Source organism: Leptospira brenneri, from assembly GCF_002812125.1.
Classification (GTDB): domain Bacteria; phylum Spirochaetota; class Leptospiria; order Leptospirales; family Leptospiraceae; genus Leptospira_A; species Leptospira_A brenneri.
Genome location: NZ_NPDQ01000003.1, coordinates 79,264 through 95,543, shown reverse-complemented (window position 1 = coordinate 95,543; position 16,280 = coordinate 79,264). Strand labels below are relative to the sequence as shown.

General features: G+C 39.3%; 19 protein-coding genes. 11 read left to right on the top strand and 8 right to left on the bottom strand.

What is annotated here, in order from left to right; translation table 11 throughout:
* Nucleotide 1: 1 nt before the first annotated feature.
* The 3 genes from CH361_RS07105 to CH361_RS07095 all read right to left on the bottom strand — a co-directional run bounded on the left by CH361_RS07105 (nucleotide 2) and on the right by CH361_RS07095 (nucleotide 2,698).
* Nucleotides 2-439: a hypothetical protein gene (locus tag CH361_RS07105; RefSeq protein ID WP_100790146.1), complete on the bottom strand. Its 438-nt coding sequence runs from the start codon at nucleotides 437-439 to the stop codon at nucleotides 2-4.
* Between the two features lie 53 nt (nucleotides 440-492).
* The gene (gene fcpB, locus CH361_RS07100; protein WP_100790145.1) at nucleotides 493-1,326 is read right to left on the bottom strand and encodes a flagellar-coiling protein FcpB; all 834 of its coding nucleotides are present in this window, start codon (nucleotides 1,324-1,326) and stop codon (nucleotides 493-495) included.
* 121 nt (nucleotides 1,327-1,447) lie between these two features.
* Entirely contained in the window at nucleotides 1,448-2,698 is a 1,251-nt protein-coding gene (locus CH361_RS07095) for an AAA family ATPase (protein ID WP_208861405.1), read from the bottom strand.
* Nucleotides 2,699-2,784: 86 nt separating this feature from the next.
* On the opposite strand from CH361_RS07095, the gene fliN reads away from it, so the two are divergent.
* The 3 genes from fliN (at nucleotide 2,785) to CH361_RS07080 (ending at nucleotide 4,441) form a co-directional block, all read left to right on the top strand.
* Nucleotides 2,785-3,300, top strand: a complete 516-nt coding sequence (fliN, locus tag CH361_RS07090) for a flagellar motor switch protein FliN (protein WP_100790144.1) — start codon at nucleotides 2,785-2,787, stop codon at nucleotides 3,298-3,300.
* Between the two features lie 28 nt (nucleotides 3,301-3,328).
* Nucleotides 3,329-3,781 (top strand): GNAT family N-acetyltransferase, encoded by a 453-nt coding sequence (locus CH361_RS07085; protein WP_100790143.1) that lies wholly within the window; start codon nucleotides 3,329-3,331, stop codon nucleotides 3,779-3,781.
* Between the two features lie 192 nt (nucleotides 3,782-3,973).
* Nucleotides 3,974-4,441 carry an RNHCP domain-containing protein gene (locus tag CH361_RS07080; RefSeq protein WP_100790142.1) on the top strand — a complete coding sequence of 156 codons (468 nt, stop codon included), beginning with the start codon at nucleotides 3,974-3,976 and terminating at the stop codon, nucleotides 4,439-4,441.
* 13 nt (nucleotides 4,442-4,454) lie between these two features.
* On the opposite strand, the gene CH361_RS07075 is transcribed toward CH361_RS07080, so the two are convergent.
* From CH361_RS07075 to CH361_RS07065, 3 genes are all read right to left on the bottom strand, one after another.
* Nucleotides 4,455-5,375, bottom strand: coding sequence for an SPFH domain-containing protein (locus CH361_RS07075; protein ID WP_100790141.1), 921 nt, complete (start codon nucleotides 5,373-5,375; stop codon nucleotides 4,455-4,457).
* Nucleotide 5,376: 1 nt separating this feature from the next.
* A complete protein-coding gene (locus tag CH361_RS07070; protein WP_100790140.1) occupies nucleotides 5,377-6,297 on the bottom strand; it encodes an SPFH domain-containing protein in 921 nt (306 codons plus the stop codon).
* Between the two features lie 92 nt (nucleotides 6,298-6,389).
* Nucleotides 6,390-6,845, bottom strand: coding sequence for an NfeD family protein (locus CH361_RS07065; RefSeq protein WP_100790139.1), 456 nt, complete (start codon nucleotides 6,843-6,845; stop codon nucleotides 6,390-6,392).
* Between the two features lie 93 nt (nucleotides 6,846-6,938).
* Here CH361_RS07065 and CH361_RS07060 point away from each other — a divergent pair, with 93 nt between their 5' ends.
* From CH361_RS07060 to fliM, 6 genes are read left to right on the top strand one after another with little or no spacing between them, the layout of a single operon-like run.
* Nucleotides 6,939-7,367, top strand: coding sequence for a heme-binding domain-containing protein (locus CH361_RS07060; RefSeq protein ID WP_100790138.1), 429 nt, complete (start codon nucleotides 6,939-6,941; stop codon nucleotides 7,365-7,367).
* Nucleotides 7,364-8,794, top strand: coding sequence for an argininosuccinate lyase (gene argH, locus CH361_RS07055; protein ID WP_100790137.1), 1,431 nt, complete (start codon nucleotides 7,364-7,366; stop codon nucleotides 8,792-8,794). Before CH361_RS07060 ends, argH begins: the two co-directional genes overlap by 4 nt.
* 2 nt (nucleotides 8,795-8,796) lie before the next feature.
* The gene (locus CH361_RS07050; protein ID WP_100790136.1) at nucleotides 8,797-9,678 is read left to right on the top strand and encodes a peptidylprolyl isomerase; all 882 of its coding nucleotides are present in this window, start codon (nucleotides 8,797-8,799) and stop codon (nucleotides 9,676-9,678) included.
* On the top strand, nucleotides 9,675-10,274 hold the full coding sequence (locus CH361_RS07045) for a hypothetical protein (protein WP_100790135.1): 600 nt from the start codon (nucleotides 9,675-9,677) through the stop codon (nucleotides 10,272-10,274). The genes CH361_RS07050 and CH361_RS07045 overlap by 4 nt, the downstream gene beginning before the upstream one ends.
* A 60-nt stretch (nucleotides 10,275-10,334) precedes the next feature.
* Nucleotides 10,335-11,321: a hypothetical protein gene (locus CH361_RS07040; protein ID WP_100790134.1), complete on the top strand. Its 987-nt coding sequence runs from the start codon at nucleotides 10,335-10,337 to the stop codon at nucleotides 11,319-11,321.
* Nucleotides 11,318-12,343, top strand: a complete 1,026-nt coding sequence (fliM, locus tag CH361_RS07035; RefSeq protein ID WP_002974265.1) for a flagellar motor switch protein FliM — start codon at nucleotides 11,318-11,320, stop codon at nucleotides 12,341-12,343. Before CH361_RS07040 ends, fliM begins: the two co-directional genes overlap by 4 nt.
* Before the next feature lie 376 nt (nucleotides 12,344-12,719).
* Here fliM and CH361_RS07030 read toward each other — a convergent pair whose 3' ends face one another.
* Together CH361_RS07030 and CH361_RS07025 are read right to left on the bottom strand one after the other, a co-directional pair.
* A complete protein-coding gene (locus CH361_RS07030; protein ID WP_100790133.1) occupies nucleotides 12,720-13,349 on the bottom strand; it encodes an adenylate/guanylate cyclase domain-containing protein in 630 nt (209 codons plus the stop codon).
* Nucleotides 13,342-13,827 (bottom strand): hypothetical protein, encoded by a 486-nt coding sequence (locus CH361_RS07025; protein WP_100790132.1) that lies wholly within the window; start codon nucleotides 13,825-13,827, stop codon nucleotides 13,342-13,344. Before CH361_RS07025 ends, CH361_RS07030 begins: the two co-directional genes overlap by 8 nt.
* Nucleotides 13,828-14,082: 255 nt before the next feature.
* Between CH361_RS07025 and CH361_RS07020 the strand changes: the two genes are divergently transcribed.
* Together CH361_RS07020 and CH361_RS07015 are read left to right on the top strand one after the other, a co-directional pair.
* Entirely contained in the window at nucleotides 14,083-14,661 is a 579-nt protein-coding gene (locus CH361_RS07020; protein ID WP_100790131.1) for a hypothetical protein, read from the top strand.
* Nucleotides 14,662-14,902: 241 nt separating this feature from the next.
* The gene (locus CH361_RS07015) at nucleotides 14,903-16,252 is read left to right on the top strand and encodes an alkaline phosphatase family protein (protein ID WP_100790130.1); all 1,350 of its coding nucleotides are present in this window, start codon (nucleotides 14,903-14,905) and stop codon (nucleotides 16,250-16,252) included.
* The last annotated feature ends 28 nt before the right edge of the window (nucleotides 16,253-16,280 follow it).

Sequence of the window (16,280 nt, the reverse complement as noted above, 5' to 3'; positions counted from 1 at the left end):
TTTAGATCTCGTAACTGGGTTTTGGATTTGGTAAAGAATCTTCTTCTGGGGTAACTGGGCTTGATTCTATATCTGGTTCTTCCTGAATTCGATTTTGGATTTGTTCTTCCTTCGTTGAATCGGAATTAGGGGACTCTGGTACAGAGGACCATTTCCAAAAATACAACATAAGAATTGTAAACAGTAAGATAGGAATCCAACGAATTTCTCGTTTTTTTGGCCCTTGTTTTGATTTTAAGTAATCAATGGGAGCATAAAGTAAATCTAGGAATAGTTCCTTATAACTTTGAAATGATGGTTGGAATTGAAAAGAAGGAATTGGTTCTGATGTGTTTCTAAAATCTTCCGAAGATTCTTGTTCAGGAATAAAGGTAAAACGGTGAGAACAAACGGGACATTGAACCAAAATGGTTCCCTGTGTGGCAGGGAACCGTAACATCGTGGAACAATTCGGACATTGTTTAACGAGATTCAATTAAGAACCTGTTGTTCTTAGTACTTTAAAGAACTCTTCAATGCTTCTACGTTTTTCTTATAGTGTTTATTGGAATCTCGATCGTTATAATCGAAAAGTTTTGTAAACAGTTTGTCGAAGTAATCCAAGTTTTTGAAGTAGAATTGTTTTTTGAAATTGTTTCGAATTGGGTTTGTTTTTGTATTTTCTACGTTCGCAAGAATGTATTTACCAACACCTTTTTCAGAAGGAGTTTCTGGAGTTCCCCAAACAGGATAGTCATCATGTTGGTAGAAGAGTTCCAGTTTATCGTCATGCGCTGGAGTTCCGTTTGGTGCAACGTCAGCAATCACGGAAATGATTTTGTCTTCTAAAACAAAATTGTTTTGGTAAATGTAAGTTCTTACTTTTGTAAGGTTACGTGGTTGTTCTTTTCTTGGATCTGGATCTGCGTTATTGGTACCTTCATAAAAAAGTTCCATTTTTTTGAATTTCGCACCAAGGTTTTTTGAAGACTTTCCATCTTCACTTCCCACAAAGTCAAAAACTTCTAAATGCAAACAAGTGTTATCTTGTGCTTCTTGTTTGTCAGCGACTTCACATCTTTCGCCATCAGCACTTGGTTTTCCTTTGTAAAGGACAGTGCGGTGAGGAAGAGTTCTCACTTTCATTTTAAATAAAACTGTGTGTAAACGGAGGCGTTTATTCACTTCAGAAATATTATCATCTAGTTCTTTTTCTGTCTCAGTAATGGATTTACCGGATTGAGTAGGATCAATTCCAGCAGAAGTGGAACCTGTTTCCGAGCTACCAGTTTGAGCGAAAACCCCAAAATTGAGTAAAAGGATGGGGAGAATTAATTTTATTTTCATGTCCGAATCTTCCTAAAAGGTTAATTTGAGGATACCAAAGAACGACCAATGGTCGTAAACAACTATCCTGTAAAAATTATCGGTAAATCTCCTAGAAGATTGAAGCCGAATCGATTACTTTTTAGCGTTTCCATCCAAAATCTGGAAAGGAATCCAAATAAAATGAAATCTCGGGAGCGGACAAAAAGTCCTCTTTTTCCCAGTTTTGGGTGATCCATCGCCTCTCGACATAGTCACAATAGTCTTTTAAATTCCTTCCCGAGGCACCTTCCAAGACTTCGGCCAGCTTCTCTCGGTCTTTGGAGGGGAGGTGTTTTGCATAACCCTCTAAAATTTTGGAACGTTCGTTCGTATTTGGCAAAGGAAAGTAGATCTTTCGGTCAAACCGGGAGAGAAGTGCTGAGTCCAAATCCCTTTTTCGATTGGTGGCACCGATGGTAATGGTTCCGCTTCGTTCCGCAAACCCATCTAGTTTGCGAAGGAGAACACTGAGTAGGTTCCTTGTAGCTTCAAAAAGTCCATCCTCTCGAGATGTGGCTAGGGAATCGATTTCATCCAAAAAGAGCATACACCTAGGGAAAAGGGCAGCAGCATCAAAGACCATCGCTAGGTTTTGGGAGGATTCTCCGTAATACTTACTTAAGATGGATTCAATGGGTACGTAAACCATGGGAATCCCACAGAGATGGGAGACAATTTTGGCCATACTGGTTTTTCCCACTCCTGGTTCCCCTTCAAAGAGAACGGCGCGGGGAAGATTGGGGCTTGGTTTTTTACGAGTGAGTTTGGTAATTTCATAAAAAGGTTCTGGTTTCAAAATAGGAAAAACCAAACTTTCTAAGATCTGAGCTTTCACCCTATCATACCCAAAAACAGAATCAAAACCTAGGTCGTTACCTTTTGCTTTTTCTAAATGCGGCTCATAAACTTCTGCTCCGAGTTGGTGGAGGAGGATTCTTGGATCCCTTGATTCGGTACCTTCTGCCTTTAAAAATTGAAACAGACTTAAAATCGTTTGGATTTCTTTGGTGGAAAAATCACCATGTTTAGAACACTCTACTTTTAAATCTGATTTGAAAGAAAATCGAATCCGAAACTTACCTGATAGATTCTTTTGTGGTTCAAATAAATTTTCGTTTAAGGCTTGGATGCTAATATATCCTTCTTCAAAATTATAAATCCGAAAGTTTTCTATATAATTTCTAACAATTCCCAAACAATCCAGAATTCGGTCTTTCCCTGCATTTTCCGAACGAAATCGAAAGAGGGTCTCTTCCTTTTCTTGGACAAATTGATAATTGGCATTTTTTAGTTCAGAGGCAAATAGTTCCTTCGCTTTGAAATAATCCGGATGGGTCGCAGAATTGGACATAAGGAACAAAATACGGAACTTTCCCTTTTTTTTCAAGGAAGGATTTTGATTTCCACCGACGAATACAATGGAGAGGTTGCAAAGATATGGGTGAAGGTTCACTATCACAAGAAGACATAGATGCTCTACTCGGCGGTTTTAGTGGAGGAGGGAGCACTCCTGCAGCTGGTGGTTCTGGAGGCGGCGGTGGTCTTGATGATTTAGATGCCCTCGTTGGTGGCGGTGGGGATGACAATGGCCCTTCTTTTGCTGATATTGCTGCAGCCCTTGGTCCGAGTGCCACTCCCAGTCCCGCAAGGTCTGCATCTAAGTCTCAAGCGAGCCCAGGAAGTAATACAGCCAACCTCAATTTACTTTTAGATGTTACCCTCCAACTCACAATCGAACTGGGACGAACTACTATGTTCATCAAAGATGTCCTCCAGCTAACAGAAGGGACTGTGGTCGAATTAGATAAAAATATTGGGGAAGAGCTTGATATCCTTGCGAATGGGAAACTGGTCGGTCGGGGAAAACTCATTATTTTAGATGACTACTACGGTGTCCAAATCACTCAAATCGTCGATCCAATGGAAAGACTTGGTGGCCCCGCCTTCTTATAGATTTTGATTCAAATCTAATTTTGATCCAATGTTATTTGAATCTCCCTATACCATCGAAAGAATCAAAAATCCTTCAGAAGCTTTGCAGGAAAATCTTTGGAACCTACTTCATGAATTCAGTGTTTCGAAATTAGGGGATCCGAGTTTCGAGAAAAAAGAATTTTTCGCCATTCTTGTGAAAGAGGGGGAAACTCTTGTTGCTGCATCCCTTTGTTATTTATTCTTTAAAGGTTTGAACCTCCAGCTTCTCTGGGTTGCAGAAGAAAAACGGGGACTAGATCTCGGAACCAAGTTACTAAAACAAATTGAAGAAGAAGCACTAGGACTTGGAGCCACTCTTGTTTTTGGTTATTCTTTTGGGTTCCAAGCCCCTAAGTTCTATACAAAACTCGGTTATGAAGAAGTGGGGATGATTCCCGATTACCCTCTGGGACAGAATTGTTATTTCCTTTGCAAAAAGTTAAATATTGATTCTCCTTGACAGGAAATCTTTATTTTTTTAGTCTATAATTCTATGTTAAACCTGGCCATTGTGTAGACCGCCAAAACGGTGAACTTGTTTTGGATACCCCGCCTAAATACAATTAGGAGGCGGCTATCTTCGCACAGGCGGTCTATTCCCACTCATCCACTGTTTTGGTATCCCATTTTTGTTTTGCCGCAAAAACTGGATATGGTACGTGAATCCGAACTATCTAAAATTCAAAAGTTCTCTAAGAAAAAACGTTTTGACGATGAAGACGAAGATATCTCTTCTCTAAAACCCAAAACAAAATCTCATCGTTTTCGTTCTGATGAAAATGAATTTCGTTGTGTAGAATGCAAACAAATGGTCTTTCCTCCAGGTTTTGGAACTGACCAGAGAAACCATTGCCCCAATTGCCTAACCAGTTTGCATTTGGACAATTCACCTGGAGATCGGGCTGCTACGTGTGGAAGTAAAATGGAAGCCATTTCCATTTGGGTTCGTAAGGGTGAATGGGTGATTTTACATCGCTGTAAAGGTTGTGGGGTGATCCATGCCAATCGCATTGGACCCGATGACAATGAAGCCCTCCTTGTTTCCCTTGCGGCTCAAGCCATGGCGAAACCAAGTTTTCGATTGTTTACAGAAAATCCGGCGGAGGGCCCGCCGGATTGAATTCGAATCGTTTTTATACTTTTGGTTTTTTTCCTTCGGTTAAGTTGGAAATGAGATTTGGTAAATTCATTACATCCGCAGGGATGAGAATTTCCGTATTCTCTTTCGCAACATTTAAGAAGTTGTGGATAAAGGCTTTTGTGATTTGGAGTTTGATCGCAGAGGCTCCTCCTTGGTCGGAGATGGAACTTGCAATGGCTTCGATCCCTTTCGCTGTTGCTACAGCCAGAGCTTCGATTTCTGTTGCCTTTCCTTCGGCAGAGTTGATCCTTCTTTGTTTTTCCCCTTCTGATTTGTTCACTGCTTCTTCTTTAAAACCAAGAGAGCGGTTGATTCTGGAATCTCTTTCTCCTTCGGAAAGCAGAACTTGTGAACGTTTGGCGATCTGTGCTTTCTTCTCTTTTTCCATAGCGTCAAGGACAGATTTTGGTGGAACAATATTGAGAATCTCATAACGATTGACTTTAATTCCCCAAGGTTCGGAAGCTTGGTCGATAGCCGCAACAATGGTAGAGTTGATTAAATCTTTTTCCCCAATGGTTTTATCTAATTCCATCGTTCCAATCACAGAACGCATTGTCGTTTGTGCGAGTTGGATGGCAGCAAATTGAAAGTCTTCGATTCCATAAGAGGCGCGTACTGGATCAATGATTTTTAAATAAATCACACCATCCACTTTCACCTGTACGTTGTCATGCGTGATACAAATCTGCGGTTGTACATCAATTGATTGTTCTTTGAGGGTATGGTAATACGCATCGCGATCAATGAAAGGAATGAGGATATGAAACCCTGCTCGTAAACTACGAGAGTATTTTCCAAGTCGCTCTACAATGAGAACATCTTGCGCCGGAATGATCCGAATGCAGCGGAAGATTTTATAAATCAAATATATGGCAATGATCGACCAAAAGGCTAAGTATACAAATTCCATTCTATTCTCCTACCTGTGGGATTTTCGTTGTGATTTTGGAAAGTCCTTCAAAAACTCCACCAATGTTCGCTAAAGTTTCTGGAACCACTGTGGTTTTGGATGTTTTTAAAATGGAACCCAGGGCATCCAAATACTCTTGAGTGATCTGTAAACTCACCGCTTCCTTTCCTCCTTTTTTGCTAATGGCTTCGGAGATGAGTTGTAAACCTTTTGCGGTGGCATTTGAAATGAGAGTGATTTCTTGGGCACGTCCATCGGCCTCATTCACCAAACGAATTTTTTCCCCTTCGGAGATGTTGATGGATTCTTGTCTTTCTCCTACAGAGTGATTCACCCGAGCATCCTTTTCTCCTTGAGAGATGGTGATTTCTGCTCGTCTTTCCCTTTCAGATTTCATCTGGTTTTCCATCTCAAGTAAGATTTGTTTTGGCGGAGTGATATTTCTAATTTCGTATCTTGTGACTTTGATTCCCCAAGGATCAGTCGCACGGTCAATATTGGAAACCACACGACCATTGATTTCATCTCTTTCAGAAAGTAGATTATCAAAAATTAATTTTCCAATTTCGGAACGAAGAGTGGTTTGTGCCAGTTGAGTGGTCGCTAACATAAAGTTATCGATTCCGTAAGATGCTTTTTCTCCATCTACAACTTTTAGATACAATACCCCATCCACTTCAACGGATACGTTATCCTTTGTGATACAAACTTGTGGATCAATATCGATGGTTTGTTCTTTTAGATTTTGGCGATAACGGATTTGATCAATAAACGGAATCATAAAATAAAATCCCGATTTCAAAACACCATTTAGCACACCTAATCTTTCTTTTACATAAACACTTTGTTCTGGAACGATGATGATTGTTTTTTTAATGATATAAACAACGACCAAAAATACAACAATGACGGTTGCACCCATAATTTCCTCCTCTAAGACGTTTGACCCTATAAGATGAGGAAAAAGAGAAAAGGGTTTTTTTATTTGTGTTTAAAAAAAACGAAATTCTTTGTTTATGATTCTACTTTCTCTACTGTAAAAGTAAGATTTTCCCTAGAGAGAATACGAACGTAATTTCCTTTTGGTATTTTGGAATCGGTAGAAATCGCATCCCAAAGAGTTCCTTGAAAACGAATTTTGCCACCATGTCTTTGTACTAAAATATCTGTTTCCACAGGAACTATTTGGTTTAGAAAATCATCTTGGACAAAAGGATCTACAGAAGATTCCGATTTAAAAAATCGTTTCACTGCGGATCCACCAACGAGAATGGAAACAAGACTAGAGACCACCCAAACAACCACTTGGGTGTAAAATTGGAGTTCTACCAAACGAGTCAAAATCCCCGTAAATATGGCTCCAATTCCTAGAAACATTACAAAAGTTCCAGGAAGTAGGAACTCAGAAAATAATAATGTGATTCCTAGAAAAATCCAGACATAGGGTGAGTTTGCGAAAATAAAATCCAATGGAAACCTCTAAGGAGAAGGAACGTCAGATTCTAATGTAAGGCAAGAAAAATAATACTTTGATTTCGGGAGAAGGGATAGAACCTGTCTTGTGTGAAACGAATTTTTCTCATTCTACTCGGTATTTTTCTCCTCCTTCAGTTTTTTCCAGTTTCAAGAACCAACCCTCCAACAACTTCTGAAATCCAAACTAGTAAAGAAGTTAAAGAAATCTTAAAACGCAGCTGTTATGATTGTCATTCCAACGAAACGGTTTGGCCGACTTACTCTTATATATTTCCGGCATCTTTGCTCATTTCCCATCATGTGGACGAAGGACGAGAGGAATTGAATTTTTCTGAGTTCGGATCACTTGCGGAAAGAAAACAAAACAAAAAAATCTACGAGGTTTGGGAACAGGTTGAGGAAGGAGAGATGCCTCCTAAAGATTATCTTTTATTACATCCTAGTGCCCAGTTATCAGAAAAGGACAAAGAGATTTTGAAAGTATGGACAGATACATATCATAAGGAATCAGAATGAAAGAAAAAAAATTATGGGGTGGAAGGTTTGATGCACCACCATCTTCGCTAATGATTCGTATTGGAGAATCCATAAGTTTTGATAAAGAACTTTATGCTCATGATATTGAAGGTTCGATTTCCCATTCGCGAATGTTAAAACGAATCGGAATTCTCTCTGAATCGGAACAAAGAAAAATTGAAACAGGGCTTTCGCAGATCAAAAAAGAAATCGATTCTGGAAAGTTTGAATTCAAAATTGAGAACGAAGACATCCATATGTCTGTGGAATCTCGCCTAACGGAGCTTCTTGGAGATTTAGGAAAAAAACTCCATACTGGTAGGAGTCGTAATGATCAAGTTTCGCAGGACGTTCGTTTGTATATCAAAACGGAAGTGCAGTCCATTTTGGTTTTACTTGCTGATTTACTTTCTGCTTGGATCGGAAAAGCTGAGGATCATACAAAAACCATCATTCCTGGATATACACACTTACAAATTGCCCAACCCATTCGTGCTTCTCATTATTTTTTATCTCATTTTTGGGCGAACGTTCGTGACTTTGAAGATTTTTTAAGTGCCTATGAAAGAGCAGATGAACTTGTATTAGGTTCTGGTGCTCTCGCAGGAGTCAACTATGCCACAGATAGAGAATTTCTAAGGAAAGATTTATCCCTCTCTCGGATTTCTGAAAATTCTATGGATGCGGTAAGCCAAAGAGACCATATCTTTAAATTCCTTTTTGCATCCTCTCAGTTTATGATCCATGTCTCTCGTTTTTGTGAGGAGATCATCCTTTATACCTCTCAGGAATTTAGTTATTTCAAACTTCCCGATCACTTAACCACGGGTTCTTCTATTATGCCCCAGAAAAAAAATCCTGACGTGGCAGAACTCATCCGAGGAAAAGCAGGTCGCGTGATTGGTAGTTTGACCCATTTACTAGTGATGCTGAAAGGAACACCTTTATCGTATAATCGAGATTTCCAAGAAGATAAACTTCCGTTATTTGATACAGTCAAACAAATCAAACTCAGCATCGAGGGGGTGCGGGATATGGTTCAGGGAATCCAAGTATTTCCAGAAAATGCGATCCGTAGCCTTCGTTCTGGATTTTCTACAGCCACAGATCTTGCCGATTGGATTGTCAGTGCTAAGGGGATTCCTTTCCGTTCCGCCCATGAAATTGTGGGGGAGCTTGTGAAACACTGCTCATCCAAAGGTTATGATTTGTTTACCATTCCGAGTGGAGAGAGGGGCCAAATCCATGCGGTTCTCACAGATCCTGGATATGAAGCGGCGATTTCTCTCGAAACCTCTTGTGACAAAAAAGATGTGATGGGAGGGACTTCACTTCCTCGTCAAAAAGAACAAATCAAACGGGCAAAAGCCAAAGTAAACGAATTGACCAAAAAGCTAAAATCGATAGAATCAAAAGGTAAAAAATAAATATGAATTCTAAGTTCCTAAACAAAATCTCCGTTTTCGCATTTCTCTTTTTGGTTCTTTCTCAAACTGTATTTTGTAGTGACCAAACTTTCAAAAAAATCACTTATGAACCAGTTTCTTATTCTTTGTCTAAGGTCATTGTCAAACGACAAGATACCACTTCGGTCAAGTTACCAGAAAAACCTGCCATCTATGCTGTATTTTCCACCACTGCTGGTGATTTGGTTTTGGAACTATACGACACGGCAGCACCTAAAACGGTTCAAAACTTTATTGATTTGGCCCAAGGGGAAAAAGACTTCAAAACCGACAAAGATTCCGAAAGACGACCGTTCTACGATGGACTTAAATTTCATAGGGTAATTGAAAACTTTATGGCACAAGGGGGATGTCCCAGAGGAGACGGAACCGGAGGGCCAGGATTTCAAATCGAAGACGAAATCAATGGAAAGGCTTTGGGTCTTGACAAACTCAAAATCAAAGATGCTCCTCAATACCAATCCCAATTGCAACGTGCGGTTTTAGCAGAGTTTAAAATTCAATCCCGAGCGGAGTTTGAAGAGAAACGAACGGAAGTAGAAAAGGCTTACCAAGAAGCGATGGAACTTCCTGTTCTGGAAGTTTTACATCGAGTGGGATATCGTTATAACGAAACGGTTCCAAGTAAAAAAGCCCTTCGCGGGTCTCTTGCTATGGCCAATGCAGGCCCGAACACCAACGGGTCACAATTTTTTATCAACCAGGTAGACACCCCACATCTTGATGGTCTCCACACTGTTTTTGGATTTTTAGTTTCTGGGTATGATGTACTGGATCGAATCATTGAAAAGGGGAACCTTCAAACGACAATCCGAAAGGTTGTTGTGATTGATAAAAGACAATGAACTACTTAGAAGGAATCGAAGTCATACAAAAATACACCTCTGGTTCCTCAGTGGAACCGGTATTAAAATTCATTATGACAGTACCTCATAATGAAGAAGCATTTGCCAATGCACTTGACGAGATTGGGGGAATCAATCGTTACCCCGATACCTTTGTCGGACTTCTTAGTTTCATTAGTTTTATTTTGGGTCAAAAATCGAAAATGAGCCAACTTTATGAGACGGCTCTCGAACGTTATGAATCACTGAACCAAGTAACTTCCAAACGAAAACCCACAGAAGAAGAATCGAAAATCAAAAAAACTCTTACCGATTTCATTTTGAAAATTGAAAAGGTTTTTGAGATCCAAGACCTTACTGATGAAAGTTTGGTGAAGGAATTAAACCGTTTTGTTTCCGAAGCCAATCTCTATGGGGTCACAGAAAACGAGATCAAAAACCTAAAAGTTTCCTCTAAAACAGTGGCCCTGGTGGAACCCCATTTGGACAAACAGAGAGAAAACTACTACCAATACAAAAAACTGGGTGGGGTCACGACAAGGCTCATTCGGATTGCAGACTATATCCTGGATGAAGCCAAAATGGGTGCTGGTTAGCCCTTTTATGTCCTAAAAATTCTTTCGAAAAATTTAAATCCTGCCGAAATCTTAAACTGTATGCGGTCACTCCGAATTTTACTGATTTTAGGAATTCTTTTGGCAAATTCCCTCCTTGCGTTTCCAGACCGGGATGCTCGGGGTGAAAGGATCGATAATTTTGTATCTTTGCAGTCAAAAATCAGTCTTTCTTTAACCAAGCGGAGTTACCAAGCCGGAGAAAGAGTTCCTCTTACTTTCACTGTGACCAATACCGGAAAAGAAGTGGTTCGTATCTTCCCTTCTTTTGATTACCGGTATTCTTTCCAAATCATTGTGAAAGATGATAATGATCGTATCCTTACACCCATTGAAGATCCGGAATTTCCAGACCCCATCCTCAAACGTAGAACCACCATTGTAAATTTAGTGGGAGATGAGAATAAAGAGGTCAGCCTTCATAGGAATGAATCTTTTTCTAAAACTATCTATTTGGATGAACACTATAGCTTTTTACCAGATCAAAAATTCTATGTAACGGGGTATTTTTACCCCAATTATACCGAAGACAAATCGGCCTTCCTTCGTTCCGGGAATACAGTAGGATTTTTATTTCAAAATTCCAAAGCGGAAAGAAAGGAAACGGTCACTCGCCAAATCACAGAAAACGGTGGGCTTTCCCCAGAAGAGACCATCTTCCTTTTTCTCGGTGCTGAGATGAAAAAACGTTGGGAATACCATTTCAAATGGATCGATTTTTCAGAATATATCTTGGCCTATGATCGTTACAGCAGTGCCTATACTGAAGCCGGTGTAGGCGAAAGAGAAACTATTATCGAAGATTTTAAAGAGTATTTGACGGAGACACCCTCAGGTGTTTTAAAATACTTTAAAGTGATGAATGTGGATTATCCCTCCAAACGGGATGCCCGAGTTCAAGTTTATGTGGAAAGAATGATGGGTCGGTTCAAAACAAGGTACGAATATATATACACCTTGCGACAAGAAGAAGGAAGCCGTGTTGGATTTTGGCAGATTAAAAACTTACTCGTAAAGGTAAAAAAATGACAGAAATCCTTTCCCAGGACGAAATTGATGCCCTGTTAAATGCGATCTCCTCTGGGGAAGTCTCAGAGGATGAATACTCATCGGTTGGGGAACAGAAGAAAGTCAAAATTTACGACTTCAAACGTCCGGATAAATTTTCAAAAGACCAAATTCGTACTTTGCAGATGATGCACGAGACCTTTGCCCGTTTGGCAACGACAGGCCTGTCGGCACAGTTACGAGCTCTTGTTGTCGTGCACGTAGCTTCTGTGGACCAGTTAACTTACGAAGAATTCATTCGTTCCATTCCGAATCCCACAACGCTAGCCGTAATCAATATGGATCCCCTTCGCGGATCTGCCATTTTAGAGATTGACCCATCCATTTCCTTTACGATCATCGATCGTTTGTTTGGTGGTAAGGGAGAGTCTTCTAAGGTCAACCGAGAACTTTCCGATATCGAGTTATCAGTAATGGAAGGGATTATTGTTAGGATTCTTGGAAACTTACGAGAGTCTTGGTCTACGGTAATTGATTTACGTCCACGACTAGGAAACATCGAAACGAACCCACAGTTCGCCCAGGTCGTTCCTCCCAATGACATGGTGGTATTAATTACCCTGGAAACCAAAGTAGGGGAGGTAGAAGGGATGACCAACCTTTGTATTCCTTATATCACCATTGAACCTATTATTAATAAACTTTCGGCTCAATACTGGTATTCTTCGATTCGTAAAGGGGAAGTGGACGAAAACCGTGCCGTCATCCAAGAACGACTCGATCAAGTCAAAATCCCTCTCATTTCCGAAGTGGGAAGTGTGGACATTTCTCTGAATGACCTTATGAATTTACATGTGGGAGATGTGATCAAACTTGAAAACACTCCAATCAAAACAGACCTAATGGTAAAAGTAGGAGACCGCAGTAAGTTCAAAGCCACACCAGGACGTGTGGGGAACCGTCTTGCCATCCAAATTGGGGATAGCATTGAGGACATTCCAGATGAACTTCTTGGTTCCACGAGATCGGAACAAGAATACTGATTTCATTCACTAAACAAAGTTTATGCGAAAAATGAAATCACTCGCGGCAAATTCTAAATCGTTTGGAAAATGGGCAGGTCTCCTTTCCATTTTTTGCCATAGTGAGTCTCTCTTAACGGAGACTAGGGTTTAATTTGTTCCTGTCCGTAGCTATGGTGCTAAAAGGAACAAATTCCTAGTTAACAATTACATTCAACGTGATTTCGATGGGCAATGGTGATTATAAAATGATTCTTTTTCGCAGTAGTAAAGAACTTGTTGGCTCTAATTTGTAATTAAACAGATAAAACCAAAAAAACGTTTCAAAGAATACTAGATAAATAATGGTTTTTTGTCTTGAAGGAAAGGTTTTAGGCGCGAAAAAATAATTGGCAAGTTAGCTAAAGACTTGGTTGATCTTATATATTTTTGTTTTTCCTAAACCTTTTAAATCATCTTCAATCTCTGTGACAGTACCGCTTTCAAAAAGAAATCCTTGTTCTAAACAAATCTGATTTAAATCGTGTGAGAAAACAATGCTATTTGAACTAGAATGTTTAGACATCCTTGCACATCTGTCGACAGCAGTTCCAATCGGGTCTATGTAATTTGTATCAATTATACGACCGTCAAAGCAAGTTCCAAAATCTAGAGATGCCTTGGCTTCAATTTTAAAAGGTGCTTTATTAAAAGCTTTCAAATTATCGAACAGCTGAAAAACTTCTCTACAGCATTTGAATATCGTCTCTACATTGATGTCTGTGGGGAAAGTTGCCATCACCTCATCCCCAATAGTCTTTACAACGGTTCCTTCGTATCGACTTACAATATTGGCTGTTCTAGATAGAAATACCATTTGCCGAGAGATCCAAATAAATGGTGGCATCGAGTTATTCAGACAATATTTTTTGAAACTTGCAGAATCGCAAAGATCAATAAAAAGAATATACAAATCATATTCAGAGCTTAATACTTCTAGTGTTTCTGATAGCTTCTCAACTCGTTCTAATGAATTATCGCTACTCATTTTCAGATAACAAGTTCATTACATAATCTTCTCCAGTAATAGTTAAAGCCCAACTATTGTTTACGCTATTAAGGAGTGCTTTGCGTTTTGCTTTATTGAGAACATCACTAATGTTAATGCCATTCCAGCCAGGATATTGGACATCTTTGAATAAGTCTTTTATTTCAATGGCTGGAATTTCTTTTTTATCTTCATATTTAGAAAGATAGAAGACAAAGATTGTCGCTATATCTGGCCGGGAAGAAATCTTTTTTTCGTGAATAAATTTGCGATAAAACTCATTAATAGGCATTTTCATGGTTGGAGTTTGGTTTTTTCTGAGTATGCCGTCTCCGGGTTTCTTTCGATCGTTATCAGTTGTCTCACCATATACCCTATTTGAAAACTCTTCAAATTTGCTTTCGACCCAATTCTTATCATGACTTGATATTTCTAGTTGAGCCTGACCTTTCGTTATTTGAATCTTATAGTGTTCCATTTTTCCTCCGTTTGTTGACAACTTTAATCATATTATTATTATGCGCGTTAACAAGTGTTTGTCAACATAAAAATCTCCTATACACACCTATCCACAGTCGCAATGCTAGTATTTATAGGTTTAGAATACGTATTTATACTCATAGTATACCATTTTTTGAAAATATATTAAAATAGTTGACTTTTTTGTATGTAAATTTATTTTAGTATGAGGTTTAATTGACATCGCAGAAATATAGAGTGAGGTATTCGTGTAATGGATAGTAATACGATAAAGGCTGGGTTAAAGGTGACTTTGTTTGCCGGGGACACCTTGGTTGCAGAATCTACAGATCCTGTTCTATGGCAGTCAGTTCTCAGAGCTATGAGCAAAAAATCCTCTAGCCTAGAATCAGAGAATTCAGGATTCATAGGGAATGAGTCTGAAGAACCCATTGTTCGAATGGCTTCAAGAATTGGGGTTTTACCAGCGGAGTTAGTGGGGGCTCTATCACCATCAAAAGATGAGCCGTTTATAACTCTGGACATGCGTTACTATGAGGGATTTATAAAGAATTTTCCCGCTAGGGGACCTAATTCGGTGAATGGAACTAAGTTGGCTGCAACAGCCCTTTGTATCTGGTCGCAGGAAAGTCAATTAGGTGAAATCAGAGTAAGTAATGTTGACGATGTACTTGCAACAATACATTTGAATGACAAAAATACTTATAGAAGTATCAGTAATACTGAATGGCTTAGAATTCGAGCCGGAATTATTACGATCAACCCGGCCATGATTTCAAAGGCATATGATCTTTTACAAAAATTCTGCACTAAACGTGGACCAGGCGCATAATAGATGAACCTAAATGTCAATATTCAATTTAACAAAAAAGACATTTGCAATGGTGTTCCACTGAAACGACTACCTTCAGGTATTTTCTCCTTAGATCATGAGATAATTCTCAAAGATTTTTCTGGAATAATTACCTTAAATTATATCCCGGCAACAAGATGTGATACATTTGCGGGTAGACAAATAAAATGGTCGAAGAACCGTGCATGGAATTTCGATTAATAACTTCTTTCGTGAGTTTATGCAAACATTTGGTCAATTCAAAAAAACATTTCCCTATTTAGGGTTAGTTCTTTTTCTTCTTTTTTGTTTTTCTCTGAACGCCAAATCTAAAAAAACTTCTGTAAAAGAAAAGAATTCTCTCCAAGTTCACCAAACCATTGTTCTCTCGATTGATGGATTTCCTGCCTATTACTGGTCGGATCCAAAATACCATTCCTATTTCCCTCATTTAACAGAACTCTTTCAAAAATACGGAGTCTCTGAAATTGAAACCATCAATCCATCTGTAACATATCCGGCACATACTTCTATGGTGACTGGTTTGGATCCGGCAGAACATGGAATCTACAACAATACTCTCTCCGATCCTTTTGAAAAAAACGATGGGGGATGGATGTGGTATGTAGAAGATATCTTGGTTCCTACCATCTGGGATTTAGCAAAAGAGAATCAGAAAACCACAGCCAATGTATTTTGGCCTGTGACTGTGGGTGCAAACATTGATTGGAATCTTCCCCAGTATTGGAGGAAAAAAATTCCTGAAGATGACAAACTCCTTCGGGTTCTTTCCACAAAAGATCTACACAAAGAAGCGGAACTAGCCGTAGGAGCTCCGTTAAATGATGTTTCCAAAGATGAAGTTAAACTTAAAACAGCGACTTGGCTTTTTCATAAGAAAAAACCGGACCTGATGTTTGTGTATACTACGGATTTAGATACCAACCATCACGGATTTGGTCCAGGATCGGAAAGAGCGCTCACTCGACTTTTACAACTCGACAAAGCCATTGCTTTATTTTTCCAATCGGTCGGTGCTTTTACAAAAAAAAGTCCAACTGTGGTGATTGTTTCTGATCATGGTTTTCATTCGGCAGAATCAGTTTGTGCACCGAATGTCGTTTTAAAACAAAAAGGTTATATTGATGATGAAACGGGAACTTACAAACTTACATTCAAAAGTTCTGGCGGTACTGCGATTCTTTTACCCACGGCCGATACAAAAGTTTCTGAATCAGAATTAGAATCCATTGTTTCTGAAATTCTCACACTCTGTCCCGGTGCCGAGTGGGTTTCAACAACTTCGAAAATCCATCCTTCTGCATTGGGAGTCCTTCGCACTTCAAAGAAATTATTTTTTAGTGGCACAAGAAAGGGTGAGGTATTTTCCAAATCACAAACTTCCATCCATGGCCATGGATATTGGAATACAAACCCTGAAATGAAAACCATTGGTTTTGTCTACGACCCTCGCGGGAAAAAACATTCTTTCGAATCGGTAAAAGATGTATTTGGCATTGTCAAAGAGAGTTTGGGGTTAAGAGAAAATAAGACCAAAGAGAAAGGGCCTCGTATTTCTACAAAGCCCTGAAAGAGAACTTCAAAGTAACTGAACTCTG

Excerpts from the sequence above, each read along its gene's own strand:
- fcpB (WP_100790145.1), bottom strand. The coding sequence starts at position 1,326 with ATGAAAATAAAATTAATTCTCCCCATCCTTTTACTCAATTTTGGGGTT.
- CH361_RS07020 (WP_100790131.1), top strand. The coding sequence starts at position 14,083 with ATGGATAGTAATACGATAAAGGCTGGGTTAAAGGTGACTTTGTTTGCC.
- CH361_RS07080 (WP_100790142.1), top strand. The coding sequence starts at position 3,974 with ATGGTACGTGAATCCGAACTATCTAAAATTCAAAAGTTCTCTAAGAAA.
- CH361_RS07025 (WP_100790132.1), bottom strand. The coding sequence starts at position 13,827 with ATGGAACACTATAAGATTCAAATAACGAAAGGTCAGGCTCAACTAGAA.
- CH361_RS07105 (WP_100790146.1), bottom strand. The coding sequence starts at position 439 with ATGTTACGGTTCCCTGCCACACAGGGAACCATTTTGGTTCAATGTCCC.
- CH361_RS07015 (WP_100790130.1), top strand. The coding sequence starts at position 14,903 with ATGCAAACATTTGGTCAATTCAAAAAAACATTTCCCTATTTAGGGTTA.
- CH361_RS07070 (WP_100790140.1), bottom strand. The coding sequence starts at position 6,297 with ATGGGTGCAACCGTCATTGTTGTATTTTTGGTCGTTGTTTATATCATT.
- CH361_RS07040 (WP_100790134.1), top strand. The coding sequence starts at position 10,335 with ATGCGGTCACTCCGAATTTTACTGATTTTAGGAATTCTTTTGGCAAAT.
- CH361_RS07085 (WP_100790143.1), top strand. The coding sequence starts at position 3,329 with ATGTTATTTGAATCTCCCTATACCATCGAAAGAATCAAAAATCCTTCA.
- fliN (WP_100790144.1), top strand. The coding sequence starts at position 2,785 with ATGGGTGAAGGTTCACTATCACAAGAAGACATAGATGCTCTACTCGGC.
- CH361_RS07075 (WP_100790141.1), bottom strand. The coding sequence starts at position 5,375 with ATGGAATTTGTATACTTAGCCTTTTGGTCGATCATTGCCATATATTTG.
- argH (WP_100790137.1), top strand. The coding sequence starts at position 7,364 with ATGAAAGAAAAAAAATTATGGGGTGGAAGGTTTGATGCACCACCATCT.
- CH361_RS07045 (WP_100790135.1), top strand. The coding sequence starts at position 9,675 with ATGAACTACTTAGAAGGAATCGAAGTCATACAAAAATACACCTCTGGT.
- CH361_RS07095 (WP_208861405.1), bottom strand. The coding sequence starts at position 2,698 with ATGTCCAATTCTGCGACCCATCCGGATTATTTCAAAGCGAAGGAACTA.
- fliM (WP_002974265.1), top strand. The coding sequence starts at position 11,318 with ATGACAGAAATCCTTTCCCAGGACGAAATTGATGCCCTGTTAAATGCG.
- CH361_RS07030 (WP_100790133.1), bottom strand. The coding sequence starts at position 13,349 with ATGAGTAGCGATAATTCATTAGAACGAGTTGAGAAGCTATCAGAAACA.
- CH361_RS07050 (WP_100790136.1), top strand. The coding sequence starts at position 8,797 with ATGAATTCTAAGTTCCTAAACAAAATCTCCGTTTTCGCATTTCTCTTT.